Genomic DNA, 13737 nt, shown 5'->3' with positions numbered 1-13737 from the left:
GCTGGAACACCCCTCATCCGTCTCGGCGCTGCGCGCCGATCCACCTTCTCCCACAAGGGGAGAAGGGGAAGCCAGTTACTCCCGCGCGATAATCTCCTCACCGCCGATGACGAGGCGCAGGCCGAGATTTCCGGCCCTGCGGCGGGCGAGGAAGCGCGGGCGGCGCATGTTGGAGACACGGCCCTTGCGGCGTTCCTGCGGCGGCAGCGCCTTGATGGCGGCGCCGAGCGATTCCTCCAGCGTGCGGGCAATGCCGTCGGCCTCGATCAGAAGCATCGGCAGGCGATAGGCGTCGGCCCAGGCGCGCCAGTCGGCGGCGACATCGTCGAGATCGTCGGCGACAAGCAGCGGCACCGACAGCATCGGATCATTGTGCAGAAGTTCCAGCGTCACCGTGACGTTGCCGTCCGGATCTTCCATGGCACGGGCAGCAACGCCGCGGAACGCGTTGGCGGGCAGCGCGATGATCGCCGGCACGCCGCTCATCTCCAGCATACGGCGGATGACGGCGCCGCGCTGGTCGATGGTGAAGGTGACATCGCCATAGTCGTCGCGCGTGGCATAGCTTACCATTTGCGGCAGGCGAAACGGGTCGAGACGCATGTTGCGCCCCGCCCAGACTGGCTTCAGTCCAGTGTTCATCGAATGCCTTCCTGTTTCTCCTGAGGGCCGTTTTCCGGTTCTCTCCGGGCCGGTTTTTCCGGCCTCGTTATGGGCAGAAACATTAGCGCTCGCTTCTTACCGCCGCGCTTAAGAAAGTCGGTTAAATTTTGCTGATCGGAGCCGATGGTTATCGGAATGCGACCAGCCACCAGATGTTGGAAGGATCAGATAACCTTACCGGGATTCATGATGCCGGCCGGATCGAACGCCGCTTTGACGCGGCGCATCAGGTCGATCGCAATCGGCGGCGCGGTGGCGATCAGCTCGTCGCGCTTCAACTGGCCGATGCCGTGCTCGGCCGATATCGATCCGTGGAAGGAGCGCACGACCTCGTGCACGGCGTTGTTCATCGGGCGGTAGAGACCGAGGAACGCTTCGTCGTCGCCGCCTTCGGGGCGCGAAATATTATAGTGCAAATTGCCGTCGCCCATGTGGCCGAAGCAGACGACGCGCGCGCCGGGGCTGACGGACGCGACGGCGCTGGCTGCCTTCTCGATGAAGTCCGGGATCGCGGCGATCGGCACGGAAATGTCGTGCTTGATCGAAGCGCCCTCCGGCTTCTGGCACTCGGGGAGCGTCTCGCGGAAATTCCAGAAAGCATCGCCCTGGGCAAGGCTTGCGGCGACCACCGCATCGCCGACGATGCCTTGCTCGAGACCGGCCGAAAGAATTTCCTCGATCAGCGCCCTGCCGTCTTCTTCGGAACGGCCGGAAGAAACCTGCATCAAGACATACCACGGCCAGTCGTCGGCCAGCGGCCGTGTGATGCCTTGACCATGCTTCAGCGTGAAATCGTAAGGCCTTCTGGCGATCAATTCGAAAGCGGTGAGCGCCGCGCCAGCGCGGTCCATGGCCAGTGTGAACAGCGAAAGCGCCGCTTGAGCCGAAGACAGGCCGGCGAAGGCAACCTCCCTGCCCTTCGGCTTGGGAAACAATTTGAGCACCGCGGCGGTGATGACGCCAAGCGTGCCCTCGGCGCCGACGAAAAGGTTCTTCAAATCATAGCCGGTGTTGTCTTTCTTCAGCTTGCGCAGATCGTCGAATACTTCCCCCGTTGGCAGCACCACCTCGACGCCGAGGCAGAGCTCGCGCGCATTGCCATAGGCAAGCACACCGGTGCCGCCGGCGTTCGAAGAAAGATTGCCGCCGATCTGGCAAGAGCCTTGCGCGGCGAGCGACAGCGGAAACAGCCGGCCGGCGGCGTCGGCCGCTTCCTGCAGCGTCTGCAAGATGACGCCGGCCTCGGCGGTGACCGTGTTCGACAGCACATCGATTTCGCGGATGCGGTTCAGCCGCGACAGCGACAGCACGATGTCGCGGCCGGACTTGTCCGGCACCTGGGCGCCGACCAGGCCGGTGTTGCCGCTTTGCGGCACGACCGGCGTTCCGGTCTCGGTCGCCAGACGCATAATGCGGCTCACTTCCTCGACGCTGCCAGGCCTCAGCACCAGCGATGTCCGGCCATGCCAGAGGCCGCGCCGCTCGGTGATGTAGGGCGCGATATCGGGCTGATCGCGCAGCGCGTATTTGTCGCCGACAATGGCCGCGAAGCGGTCGATGAGGGCGGGATCGAGATCGAAGGGCTGGTCGTTCATGAGGCCAAACCTAGAGCAATTCCAGGAAAAGTGTGAAGCGGTTTTCCGCCCGGAATTGCGTCAAAACAAAGAGATAGGCTCAGGCGATCTTGTCACGCGGGGCGGCGGCGCGGACGAGCCGGTCGTTGATTGCCTCGCCCAGCCCGTCAAACGGAATAGGCTCGACGGCGATGACGGCTGCGCCGCTGCGGTCGAGCGCCTGCATATAGGCGAAGAGATTGGTCGCCGCCTCGCGCAGATCGCCCGCCTCGGAAAGATTGCGCATCGCTACCGCATCCCGCCAGCCTTCGGCGCGATCGCGGCCAAAGGCGAGCAGCGCCTCGCCGCTGGCGATCTTGCCGACGTTGAGCCGCATCGCTGCGCCCGGCGCGTAATGCGAGGCGAGCATGCCGGGCGCTTGGATGCCGGCGGCGCCGCGCATCATCTTTACGCCGGCAACAGCTTCGATCTCATGGGCGGCAATGCCGCCGGGCCTGAGCAGCCTCAGCTTGCCGTCCTCGATCTTGATGATAGTCGATTCCAGACCGACCGGCGTCGCGCCGCCATCGACCACCAGCTTGATCCTGTCGCCGAGATCGACTGCCACGGCTTCGGCCGTCGTGGCGCTGAGCCTGCCGGAGGAATTGGCGCTGGGGGCGGCCAGCGGCCGGCCGAGCCTCGCGATCAGCTCGCCGCCGAAGCCTCTCGGCATGCGCAGCGCGATGGTGTCCAGCCCCGCAGTGACCAGCGGATGGATGCCGCTTTCCGCGCGCTGCGGCAGCACCAGCGTCAGCGGACCGGGCCAGAAGGCCTCGGCCAGCCTTGTCGACAGCGGATCGAAGTCGGCCATGCGGCCTGCCATGGCGAGGTCGGCGACATGGGCGATCAGCGGGTTGAAGCGCGGGCGGCCTTTGGCCTCGAAGATACGCGCCACGGCAACGCCGTTGGTGGCGTCGCCCGCCAGCCCGTAGACGGTCTCGGTCGGGATGGCGACGACATCGCCGCATTCGAGCAGCGCCAGCGCCCGCTCCATTGCCTCGCCGACGGCAAGTATCTCAGCCAAATTCACCACCGTTCCTGAACACGCGGGTCCCGTAATACGGCATGGAACGAGGGGCAAGGGCGGGTATTGGCGATTTATCAATCCCTAAAATGTTAAGTTTCGACGCAAGCCGGCATCAATTCGCCATCACTAGGCTGCGGATTTCCGGTTGTTGGGCACGGGGAGTTATCGTGATGCGTATGCTTTGCTATGACGCAATTCCGTATGGAAGGCTACGGCGAAGTCGTCGAGCCCAACCGTTACACACATTTCCTGGAATTGCTTTAGAGCGGTTCACCGTTTCACGGAAACGCCAAACCGCTCTATCTCTTTGTTTTTACGCAATTCCAGACGGAAAACCGCTACGCACTTTTCCTGGAATTGCTCTAGCAGCGGTCGGTATCGGCCTTTTGGCGACGGCCGGTCTGGCGCAGGCTTCGTCCATCGTGGTGCTTGGCGTTTCGACATCGACGCCATCCGTAGTCAGGCCGGCCGCGATCGAGCCAGGCAGGGTCTCCGCGGCTTCCACGCCATCCGTGGTGGCGCTCGGCGAACCGGTGCCAGCCGTCACCGATGAGAAGGTGGCCGCGATCCCGGAGAAATCGGGGCAGAGACACGCGCAGGCGCCGATGATCATTCGCGGCGGCATCGTCGGCGGTGCCCCCGCGACGCCAGCGGCGACCGCCTCGGCCAAGTCCACCGCGCCCGCGGCCGCGACACCGGCAAACGGCACCGCGCCTGCTGCGGCCACACCTCCCGACGGCACAGCCGCGGCTGCCCCCAACGGCGACGCCAAAGCGACCGACAACAAGGCCGCCGCGACGGCGGATGCGTCGGACGACCAGGCGCAGCCGCAAGCTCAGCCACAAGCTCAACCGCAAGAAGCCCCGATATTGCCGCGCTTCAGCAAGGCAATGTAGGCTACCGCCGCAGCGGCGTGAGGACTGACAGAAAAGGGGCGACGCCTGCCGCGTCGCCCCTCTTTCTCTTCAAGCGGCGAAAAACGGCTCAGGCCGCTTCTTCCTTGTCGTCATCGTCGGACTCGTCGTCCTCGCCGTCTTCATCCTTGTCGTCGGCCGATGCCTTGGCTTCGTCGGCGTCTTGATCATCTTCGTCTTCGTCGCCGTCCTCGCCATCCTCGTGTTCGTCCGAGGCAGTGTCTTCCTCATCGGCGTCTTCGTCGTCGCCGTCGGCTTCTTCGGCCTCTTCCTCGTCGTCTTCAGACGGTTCGGCGGCTTCGATCGCCGCGGCGGCGGCATGGTCGAGGATGTTGTCGGAAGCGGTTTCGATGGCCTCGGCGGCGGCCGAGGTTTCTTCAGTCAATTCGATATCGTGAACGGAATTCATGGCATGCCTCCGTGGTTAGGGACTCTTTTGCTTGATGCATGTCGTTGTCCCAGAACCGCTGCACACTTCTGGGCGACATGCATTGGTTCTCCCACGTGGAGGTCATCGCCATATGACTGTAAGCCGGCTCCGGCGCATTAAATTTGGGCCATGAAATTGTCGAAGCACGCCCGCGTCTTATGAGGCGCAGGCAGCTTCGGAGCTTGCGATTTTTGCGTCGTCAGCCGACGATTTTTGAAAAATCGGCGACCTGGTCGGTGGCGGCGCGGATGCGGGCGAGCAGCGCCAGGCGGTTGGCGCGCACCGCCTGGTCCTCATCATTCACGAGAACGCCTTCAAAGAATGAATCAACCGGCTCACGCAACACGCTAAGCGTCAGCATGGCGGTGGAAAAATCTTCGTTTTGAATCGCTTGGCCGGCTTCCTTCTCGGCCTGATTCACCGCAACAAACAGCTTCTTTTCCGCGTCTTCGCGGAACAGCGCCGGCTCAACAGTTTCGGCGACCAGCGTTTTCTTCTTTTCCTCGGCGGCCAGGATGTTAGCGGCGCGCTTGGTGCCGGCGAGCAGGTTCTTGCCATTCTCGGTGTCGAGCAAGGAGCCCAGCGCCTCGACGCGGCGAACGATCTGCAGAAGGTCGTCGGACCGCGGCGTGATGACGGCATCGATCAGATCGTAACGTGCGCCCTGGTCGCGGAGATAGACTTTCAGACGGTCGTGGAAGAAGGCGAGCAGATCCGAGATCTGGCCGGCCCCGCCGGCGAAATTAGCAAAAGCCTTGGCGAAGATCGAGGTCAGCCCCAGGCGAATGCGGTTCTCGACCAAAATCCTGACCACGCCAAGCGCCGCCCGCCGGAGCGCGAACGGGTCCTTGCTGCCAGTTGGCTTCTCGTCAATCGCCCAGAAGCCGGTGAGCGTGTCGAGCTTGTCGGCGAGCGCGACGGCAACCGACACCGGGTCGGTCGGCACCCGGTCGGACGGGCCTTGCGGCTTGTAGTGCTCCTCGGCGGCAGCTGCCACGGACGGATGCTCGCCCTGCAGCAGTGCATATTTGCGGCCCATGGCGCCCTGCAGCTCCGGGAACTCGCCGACCACTTCGGTCTGCAGATCGGCCTTGGCGAGCACCGCGGCGCGGGTGACGAGCGCGGGATCGGCGCCGACGACCGGCGCCAGTTCCTCGGCCAGGCGCTTGATGCGCGCGACCCTTCCGCCCTGCGTGCCAAGCTTGGCATGGAAGGTGACATTGAGATGATCGAGCCGCGCCATGCGCTGATCGAGCGGCTTCTTCAGGTTCAGATCGAAGTTTGCAGCCGATTCCACGAGCTGGTCGAGGTCCGGCAGGTCGCCCTGGTCGGTCTTCCAGAAATAGAGCGCGTCGGAAAGGCGAGCCCGCACCACCTTGCCGTTGCCGTATGCGATTTCCTTACCGCCATCCGACGCCTCGATGTTTGCGACCAGGACGAAGCGGTTGGAGAGGTCCTCGGCCGCGCCATGCGGCCGGGTGACAAAGCACTTCTGGTTGGCGCGGATGGTGAGGCGGATGACCTCGGCCGGAATGGTGAGGAAATCCTGTTCGAACTCGCCCAACAGCACGACCGGCCATTCGACCAGGCCGGAGACTTCTTCGAGCAGGCCTTCGTCCTCGACGAGGTCGAGGCCATTGGCAAAGGCGATGTTGCGGGCGTCGGCGAGGATGATCTCCTTGCGCCGGTCGGCATCGAGCACGACCTTGGCCGCCTCGAGCTTGGCCGTGTAGTCGTCGAAGCGGCGCACGGTGATCGGGCCTGGCGCGTGGAAGCGGTGGCCGTAGGTGACGTTGCCGGAGCGAATGCCGTCGATCTCGAAATCGACCACCACCGGCTCCTCGGTCTCCGGGCCGAAGGTGCAGACGATCGACTGCAGCGGCCGCACCCAGCGCAGCGAGCCGGGCTTGGCCGAGGCCGGTCCCCAGCGCATCGACTTCGGCCAGGGAAAGTTTTTGATGATGCCCGGCACCAGTTCGGCAATGATTTCTTCCGCCGCCCTGCCCGGCTTCGAGATATGGGCGACGTAGAAGTCGCCTTTCTTCGGATCGGAATGAACATGCGCCTCGGCGATCGATGAAAGGCCGGCCTTGCGCAGGAATCCCTGCACCGCCTGCTCGGGCGCCGTGGTCGAGGGACCCTTGATCTCCTCGCGAATATCCTTGGAGCGCGCGGTCAGCCCGCGGATGTCGAGCGCCAGGCGCCGCGGCGTCCAGTATTCGCGCGCCGCCTCATAGGTCAAACCCGCTTCGACCAGGCCGTCGGTAAGCATCTTGCGAAGATCGCCGGCAGCCTTGCGCTGCATGCGCGCGGGGATTTCCTCGGAGCGAAGTTCGAGAAGCAAGTCGGGCATAGGTTGGCTCCCTACCCTCCCCATCATGGGGAGGGTCGGCGCGTAGCGCCGGTGTCACGAATGCGCGGGAAATAGCAACTCGACTGGCCGCTGTCACCCCGCAGGCAGATCGCCTCTTCGATCGATTTCCGGAAATTTTTCAGCCGGCTGTCGGGACGGGTCATACCCGTCCGTCCTTGGAGCAGAAATTCCCATGAACCGAACGCAGCGCTGAAGCGACCCACGCTCAGGCAGAGAACTATTGGCTGAACGACGATGAAGACGGCATCGAGAACCCTGCAGATCCTGGCGCTGAGCGCCTGCTTCGCCGCCCAGGCGCATGGCACGATCACGATGCCAGGGGTGAGACAGGCGCTGCGCACCATCGATGGCGCCATCAGCCAAAGTGCTTTGCCGGTCGCAACCGTTGAGATCGCAAAAGTTGTTTTGAGCTAAGCCGCCAGGCCGCCCGCCTTCGTCTTCAGGAACGCCTCCCCGCAAGCCTTGGCCAGGTTGCGCACGCGCAGGATGTAGCTCTGGCGCTCGGTGACGGAGATCACGCCGCGCGCGTCGAGCAGGTTGAAGACGTGGCTTGCCTTGATGCACTGGTCATAGGCCGGGAAGACCATACGGTGCGCCGCCAGATTGTCGTTCGACGCCGGCACACCGGCGTTGAGCAGCGCCTTGCACTCGTCCTCGGCATCCTCGAAATGCCGAAGCAGCATCGCCGTGTTGGCGAATTCGAAATTGTGGCGCGAATATTCCTGCTCGGCCTGCAGGAAGACGTCGCCATAGGTGACCTTCTCGGCGCCCTCGCGGCCGTTGAAGTTCAAATCGTAGACATTGTCGACGCCCTGCACATACATGGCGAGGCGCTCGAGCCCGTAAGTGAGCTCGCCCGCCACCGGCGCGCATTCGATGCCGCAGACCTGCTGGAAATAGGTGAACTGCGAGACCTCCATGCCGTCGCACCAGCACTCCCAGCCGAGGCCCCAGGCGCCGAGCGTCGGGCTTTCCCAGTCGTCCTCGACGAAGCGGATGTCATGCAGCAGCGGATCGACGCCGATCGCCTCGAGCGAGCCGAGATAAAGCTCCTGCAGGTTCGGCGGGTTCGGCTTCAGGATCACCTGGTATTGATAGTAATGCTGCAGACGGTTCGGGTTCTCGCCATAACGGCCGTCCTTCGGGCGCCGCGACGGCTGCACGTAAGCCGCGTTCCAGCGACGCGGACCGAGCGCGCGCAAGGTGGTCGCCGGATGGAAGGTGCCGGCGCCGACCTCCATGTCGTAGGGCTGCAGAATGACGCAGCCATAAGCCGCCCAGTAATTGTGCAGGGTCAGGATCAGCCCCTGGAAGGAGCGGCTGGGATGCATGTGGGCAGGAATCTCGATGGTCACGGCGGCCTCGGAAAGCGCTGGGATTGGGCATTCCCTAGTTGCCGGGCCGGCGAGCGTCAAGGCAGCGCCTTGCGCCACAGCTCCGAGAGGTTGAACGCTTTGCGGCCGGCTGGCCCATTGCCGGGCGATCGCGCTCGCCGTTTGCTCGGATAAGCCGCAACGACAAAGGTCCCGCCATGCCCGGTCAACTCACCGTCCGTCCCGTCACCCGGCAGGACTACGAACAGTGGCTGCCGCTCTGGGACGGCTACAACGCCTTCTACGGCCGTTCGGGCGCGACAGCCCTTGCCGGCGAGATCACCGGGATGACCTGGTCGCGCTTCTTCGATGCCTATGAGCCGGTGCATGCGCTGGTGGCCGAGCGCGACGGCAGGCTTCTCGGCCTCGTCCACTATCTCTATCATCGCTCGACCACGGCGATCGCGCCCAACTGCTACCTGCAGGACCTTTTCACATCGGAGGCCGCGCGTGGCCAGGGCGTCGGCAGGGCGCTTATCGAAGGCGTCTATGAGCGCGCCAGGGCTGCGGGCGCGGGCCGCGTCTACTGGCTGACGCACGAAACCAACCACACCGCCATGCAGCTCTACGACAAGATCGGCGAGCGCTCGGGGTTCGTCGTCTACCGAAAGCTGTTCTGACAGAGCTGCTGAAAGAATTGCGGGGCCCTCGGGCCCCGCAAAAAAATGGATGATTGCGAAATCTCAGCCCTTCGGCGGCGCTGTCGGCGGGACCGGCTTCACCTTCGGGGTTTCCTGCGCCGTGTTGGATTCGATCGGCGGCAGGCCCTTGAGCAGCTTCTGCTGCAGGGTGGCAAGCACGTCCGGGTCCGGCTTCAGGTCGCGCGCCTGGGTCCACTGGAAGGTCGCTTCCAGCTTGCGGCCGACGCGCCAGTAGGCATCGCCCAGATGATCGTTGAGGACCGGATCTTCCGGCTTCAGCGACACGGCGCGCTCCATTTCGCGCACGGCGTCGTCGTAGCGGCCGAGGCGGTAGTAGGCCCAGCCCAGCGAATCGACGATGTAGCCGTCGCTCGGCCGCAGATCCACGGCCTTCTGGATCATCGCCAGGCCTTCCTTGAGGTTCATGTTCATGTCGACCCAGGAATAGCCGAGATAATTCAGAACCTGAGGCTGCTCGGGCTGCAGCTCCAGCGCCTTGCGGAAATTGGGCTCGGCCTTCGGCCATTCCTTTACCCGCTCATACGCGATGCCGCGCTGGTAGAAGATGTTCCAGTTGGCGGCGGTCGGCGTCTTTAGCTCCGCGACGGCCTTGTCGTAGAGATTGGCGGCCGAACGGAAATCCTCCTTGGAGGAGTAGACGCCGCCGAGCGCCAGATAGCCGCGCATGTCGGTCGGATGCGCATCGACATAGCCCTTGAGGTGCGCGATGGCTTCATCGTGGCGGTCGATGTCGGCAAGGTTCAGGCCAAGCTGCAGCTCCGAAAGCTCTTTCAATGGCGAGGCGTTCGGAATGCGGCGATAGAGCGCGATCGCGCCTTCACCGTCCTTCAGCTGCTCGGCGACGGCGGCAAGCTGCACGAGGGCGGCGTCGCTGTCCGGCTTCAGCGCCAGCGCATATTGCAGATAGAGCCGGACGAAAGGCTCGCCGCCGCCACGATTGAGCGCGGTGGCGAGGTCGAGCAGGATTTCCGAGGCGCCGTCCGCCGGAGTGGCGACCAGGGGCTCGATCTTGTCGCCCTTGTTGATCCGGTCGCGCAGCGTGGTGATTTCCAGCTTGCCCGGCGCGAAGGCTTCGGCCTGGTTGAGCACGGCAAGCGCCTTCGACTTGTCGCCCTTGCGGGCGAGGAAGGAGGCATAGGCCTGGGCGTTGCGCATCCATGTCTCGGGCGCGGAGCTGCCTGCGGCGGTATCGGCCAGAGTGGCGGCGTAGATTTCATCGGCCTTGTCGGTGAGGCCGGCGGCGTCGGCGATCAGCGCTCGGTGGTAGGACTTGAACAGGCCGAACCAGTCCGGCCCCTTGAGCTTGTCGATCGAAGCCATGGCCTCGGAGGCATCGCCCGCGCCTTCCTTGGCCCAGCCGTCCATGACGCCGGAGAGCAGCCGGTCGAGATCGGATTCGAGCGAGAGCTTCAGCCAGTACTGGGCCTTGGCGTAGTCCTTCTTGTGAAAGGAATCGACGGCAAGCGCCAGGCGCGAGAAGCGCTCGACATCAGGCACTTCCTTGAGCTTGTCGGCATAGACCAGCGATTCCTCGAAGCGGCCTTGCGCGACCAGCGCCAGCATCAGGCTCTGCTGCAGTTCGGTGTCGTTGGGGGCAAAGGCCAGCGCCTGCTTGTAGTAGGCGATGGCATTGTCGAGATCGTTGTCGCTTTCGGCGATGTGGGCAGCGAGATAGGCGCCCGAGAAGGACCTGATCTGGATCGGTTGGGCGTTTTCCTTGGCATGGGCAGGCAGCACCGAAAGCGCCACACCCGTCAAAAATGCCAGCCTTGTCAGCCAGCGCGCACGTCTTTGCTGCATCTTATCCCTTTCAGCCAGACGGGATCCCGCCCTCGGCGGACCGCCCACAGACTTGACCTTTTCCAGACAAAGCATGGCCTTTTTGGGGACAGGCTTCAATCCGGCGCGAATCACAATGCAATCATCCGGCTTAAAAAACGATGCCGCGCGGGCAAAAAGTCCGGCGCAACCGACAGGGGGTTGCCTAAAGGCGCGTGTCGTGAAATCCGCCGCCGGCAACCGCGCTGCACAGGTCGGACCATTCGCAGCCTGAGCACGCCTGGCGCGTCAGGCCGGAGGAAAACGCCTTGCGCATCCTTGCCAGGCTGGAGGCATCCAGCATAAGCCGGTCGCCGGCCTGGATCGGCCGGCCGAGGAGAGCGCCGACATCGCGCGCGGCAAGCCCGTCCCGCTCGGCCGCGCCCTCGCCCAAGCAGTGGGGCTCGGGCTCGTCGAGCATCGGGGCGCAGATGTCGTCCGGCCCGGAAACAATCAGGACCGCCTCGCCCTCGCCCAGCCGCCTCACCACCTTGTCGTAATTGGCGGTGAAAGCGTACGAGTAACCCTTGCCGACATAGGTCAGCAGGCAGAGCAGATGATGGGCGCGCAGACTGACGGTCATCGCGTCCCGGACGAGCGCTCGCGCGGTTCGGCCCGATAGGTGGAAAAGAGCTTCAGCGTCGCGGCGCCGAGCGCCGACTTCAGCAGGCCGCCGACGATGAAGGGCAGGAAGCCGAAGGTGATCGCCTTCTCGGCGCCGATCATGATGGCAAGCCAGGCCGTGCCGAGAACCAGGCACAGAAGATTGCCGATGAGCATGGCGGCGAAGGCGAGCATTACCCGATTGCCGTTCCAGCCGCGCTCGGCCAGCCAGCCGACGACAGCGCCGACGATCGGGAAGGAGAAGAGATAGCCGCCGGTCGGACCGACGAAATGCTGCACGCCGGCGGCGCCGCCCGCCAGAACCGGGAAGCCGGCCGCGCCCTCGACGAGCCATGCCGCGATGGTGAGCGCGCCGAACCGCCAGCCGTAAAGCGCGCCGACCAGCGTCACGGCGAAGGTCTGCATGGTCACCGGCACAGGCACCATCGGCACCTCGATATAGGACGACAGCGCCAGGAACAGCGAGCCGAGAATGACGGCGCCGGCCTTCCAGGCGACGGAGCGACTATCCAGTCTTAGCGGGCTGAAGGAGGGCTTGCGGGTCGAAACGACGATGTTTGTCACGGTGATGTCCCTAGCTGGTTTGAAATTATAGATAATTTCTGCATTCGATCTATTATCGAATCCATATTTTGGCAGAGATGGCAAGCGATCCCTCTCGGAAACATAGATCGACGTGCGATGAGGCTGAGCCATTCAAGGGTCGTTAGGGTGCCCAAAACCGACATTTGGCTTCGATGGAGCGCAGAAGCGCAGCTGTATCTGCGTTCTCTCTAGAGCGTTTCACCGTTTCGCGGAAACGGCGAACCGCTCTATCTCTTTGTTTTGACGCAATTCCGGACGGAAAACCGTTTCACACTTTTCCTGGAACTGCGTTAGCCGACGATGGCGAAGGCGTCGCGGGTCCTGCCGGAGGCGGTCTTGACCGGTTTCTGGCCGATCCATTGCACATGCCGGCCAAGCGTGGCGGCGGCCGATTCAGTATTGCCTTGCCGGAGAGCGCTGAGAATTGCCCGGTGATCCTGGTCGGTTCGGGTTTCCCATTCGGAACGCCAGGCCGCGAACAGGAAGCGGGCGCTTGCGGCATGCAGATCGTCGATGGTGGAAAGCAGGCGCGGCATGTTGCAGGGCGCCAAGATCAAGCGGTGGAAGGTACGATTGGCCTCTTCCCAGGAACGGACGTCGCGGGATTTGTCGCCCGCCTTGGTCGCTTCCTCGGCCTGATGGAGGATCGCCGGCGTCAGATGCGGCGCGGCGTGACGCAGCGCCAGCACCTCGAGCGCCGCGCGCATCTCGGCCACTTCCCTGACCTCGCCGAGGTCGAAAGCGGCAACGCGCACGCCGCGGCGCGGCTCGCTGATCGCCAGGCCTTGCGCCTCGAGGCGGCGGAAAGCCTCGCGCACCGGGACGTGGCTGGTCCCGAATTCCTCCGCGACATGGTCCTGGCGCAGCCGCGATCCGGGCTCGATGACGCCCGAAATGATGCGGTCCGCCAGTTCCTTGCTGATGCGGACGGCGATCGTGTCCTCTGTGTTGGTCATATTTTATAGATAATTTGCAGAGCGGCCGTTTGTCGAGATAGCGGGATCGGGTTTTACAACTGCTTGTCGAAAAGCCGGTGAAGTTCAGGGACCTGCAAGTCTTGCATCAAGCGCCTGCATGGCCACGGTAATGAGATCGTGCAGGCGCTTTTTCGGCACGCCATCGCGTGCCTGCACGGACAGGCCGTGCATGAGCGTGGCGTAGTAGTCGCCGAGCGCATCGGCATCCGCATCCGGCTTCAACTCGCCATCCCGGACAGCCTCACTCAACCGCTTGACGATCGACACCGTGCGTGCGCGGCGGTGCTGCGCCAGCCACTCCAGCACGCGATCATTCTCGACGGCGCAATTGGTGGCGGCCGATACAACCATGCAGCCCTGAGGCCGCCCGGGCCTCGTATAGGTCTCGACCGCCTCGCGCAGCATTCGTTCGATGACGCGCCGGGCGGTCGGCTCTTCGGCCAGTGCACGGGTGGCGAAGCCGCCTTCATTGGCCTCGTAGAGCCCGACCGCTTCCCGAAACAAATCCTCCTTCGAACCGAAAGCCGCATAGATGCGCGCCGATGCGATGCCCAGCGCCGAGACGAGATCGGCCATCGAAGTCCCTTCATAACCGCGTGTCCAGAAGGCGTCCTGCGCCTTCTCCAGCGCCTTGTCGCGATCGAACTCCCTTGGTCTGCCCGCCATAGGACCCTCCA

14 protein-coding genes are annotated in these 13737 nt (G+C 64.0%); 3 read left to right on the top strand and 11 right to left on the bottom strand.

Annotated elements, in window-relative coordinates:
• Nucleotides 1–75 precede the first annotated feature (75 nt).
• From RFM40_RS23145 to RFM40_RS23135, 3 genes are all read right to left on the bottom strand, one after another.
• Nucleotides 76–642 carry a DUF6101 family protein gene (locus tag RFM40_RS23145; protein ID WP_320224173.1) on the bottom strand — a complete coding sequence of 189 codons (567 nt, stop codon included), beginning with the start codon at nucleotides 640–642 and terminating at the stop codon, nucleotides 76–78.
• A 185-nt stretch (nucleotides 643–827) separates the two neighbouring features.
• Nucleotides 828–2258, bottom strand: coding sequence for an FAD-binding oxidoreductase (locus RFM40_RS23140; RefSeq protein WP_320224174.1), 1431 nt, complete (start codon nucleotides 2256–2258; stop codon nucleotides 828–830).
• A gap of 79 nt (nucleotides 2259–2337) precedes the next feature.
• Nucleotides 2338–3300 (bottom strand): L-threonylcarbamoyladenylate synthase, encoded by a 963-nt coding sequence (locus tag RFM40_RS23135; protein WP_320224440.1) that lies wholly within the window; start codon nucleotides 3298–3300, stop codon nucleotides 2338–2340.
• A 389-nt stretch (nucleotides 3301–3689) separates the two neighbouring features.
• Here RFM40_RS23135 and RFM40_RS23130 point away from each other — a divergent pair, with 389 nt between their 5' ends.
• Nucleotides 3690–4199 (top strand): hypothetical protein, encoded by a 510-nt coding sequence (locus RFM40_RS23130; RefSeq protein WP_320224175.1) that lies wholly within the window; start codon nucleotides 3690–3692, stop codon nucleotides 4197–4199.
• Nucleotides 4200–4287: 88 nt separating this feature from the next.
• Here RFM40_RS23130 and RFM40_RS23125 read toward each other — a convergent pair whose 3' ends face one another.
• Both RFM40_RS23125 and glyS read right to left on the bottom strand, forming a co-directional pair.
• On the bottom strand, nucleotides 4288–4626 hold the full coding sequence (locus RFM40_RS23125; protein ID WP_320224176.1) for an ATPase: 339 nt from the start codon (nucleotides 4624–4626) through the stop codon (nucleotides 4288–4290).
• A 220-nt stretch (nucleotides 4627–4846) separates the two neighbouring features.
• The gene (gene glyS / locus RFM40_RS23120) at nucleotides 4847–7000 is read right to left on the bottom strand and encodes a glycine--tRNA ligase subunit beta (protein WP_320224177.1); all 2154 of its coding nucleotides are present in this window, start codon (nucleotides 6998–7000) and stop codon (nucleotides 4847–4849) included.
• Nucleotides 7001–7255: 255 nt separating this feature from the next.
• On the opposite strand from glyS, the gene RFM40_RS23115 reads away from it, so the two are divergent.
• Nucleotides 7256–7435: a hypothetical protein gene (locus RFM40_RS23115; RefSeq protein ID WP_320224178.1), complete on the top strand. Its 180-nt coding sequence runs from the start codon at nucleotides 7256–7258 to the stop codon at nucleotides 7433–7435.
• Here the strand turns inward: RFM40_RS23115 and RFM40_RS23110 are convergent.
• Complete coding sequence (locus tag RFM40_RS23110) at nucleotides 7432–8376, bottom strand: glycine--tRNA ligase subunit alpha (protein WP_320224179.1); 945 nt, start codon at nucleotides 8374–8376, stop codon at nucleotides 7432–7434. The genes RFM40_RS23115 and RFM40_RS23110 overlap by 4 nt on opposite strands.
• A gap of 176 nt (nucleotides 8377–8552) precedes the next feature.
• Here RFM40_RS23110 and RFM40_RS23105 point away from each other — a divergent pair, with 176 nt between their 5' ends.
• A complete protein-coding gene (locus tag RFM40_RS23105; protein ID WP_320272848.1) occupies nucleotides 8553–9014 on the top strand; it encodes a GNAT family N-acetyltransferase in 462 nt (153 codons plus the stop codon).
• Between the two features lie 63 nt (nucleotides 9015–9077).
• Here RFM40_RS23105 and RFM40_RS23100 read toward each other — a convergent pair whose 3' ends face one another.
• From RFM40_RS23100 to RFM40_RS23080, 5 genes are all read right to left on the bottom strand, one after another.
• The gene (locus tag RFM40_RS23100; protein ID WP_320224181.1) at nucleotides 9078–10856 is read right to left on the bottom strand and encodes a tetratricopeptide repeat protein; all 1779 of its coding nucleotides are present in this window, start codon (nucleotides 10854–10856) and stop codon (nucleotides 9078–9080) included.
• 184 nt (nucleotides 10857–11040) lie between these two features.
• Nucleotides 11041–11457: a DUF1284 domain-containing protein gene (locus RFM40_RS23095; protein ID WP_320224182.1), complete on the bottom strand. Its 417-nt coding sequence runs from the start codon at nucleotides 11455–11457 to the stop codon at nucleotides 11041–11043.
• Complete coding sequence (locus RFM40_RS23090) at nucleotides 11454–12062, bottom strand: biotin transporter BioY (RefSeq protein ID WP_320224183.1); 609 nt, start codon at nucleotides 12060–12062, stop codon at nucleotides 11454–11456. Before RFM40_RS23090 ends, RFM40_RS23095 begins: the two co-directional genes overlap by 4 nt.
• Nucleotides 12063–12373: 311 nt before the next feature.
• Complete coding sequence (locus RFM40_RS23085; RefSeq protein WP_320224184.1) at nucleotides 12374–13039, bottom strand: GntR family transcriptional regulator; 666 nt, start codon at nucleotides 13037–13039, stop codon at nucleotides 12374–12376.
• Between the two features lie 84 nt (nucleotides 13040–13123).
• A complete protein-coding gene (locus RFM40_RS23080) occupies nucleotides 13124–13726 on the bottom strand; it encodes a TetR/AcrR family transcriptional regulator (RefSeq protein WP_320224185.1) in 603 nt (200 codons plus the stop codon).
• Nucleotides 13727–13737: the final 11 nt, after the last annotated feature.

The sequence above is a fragment of the Mesorhizobium captivum genome (genome assembly GCF_033977165.1).
Lineage (GTDB): Bacteria > Pseudomonadota > Alphaproteobacteria > Rhizobiales > Rhizobiaceae > Mesorhizobium > Mesorhizobium captivum.
This window is presented reverse-complemented; position numbering and strand designations above follow the sequence as displayed.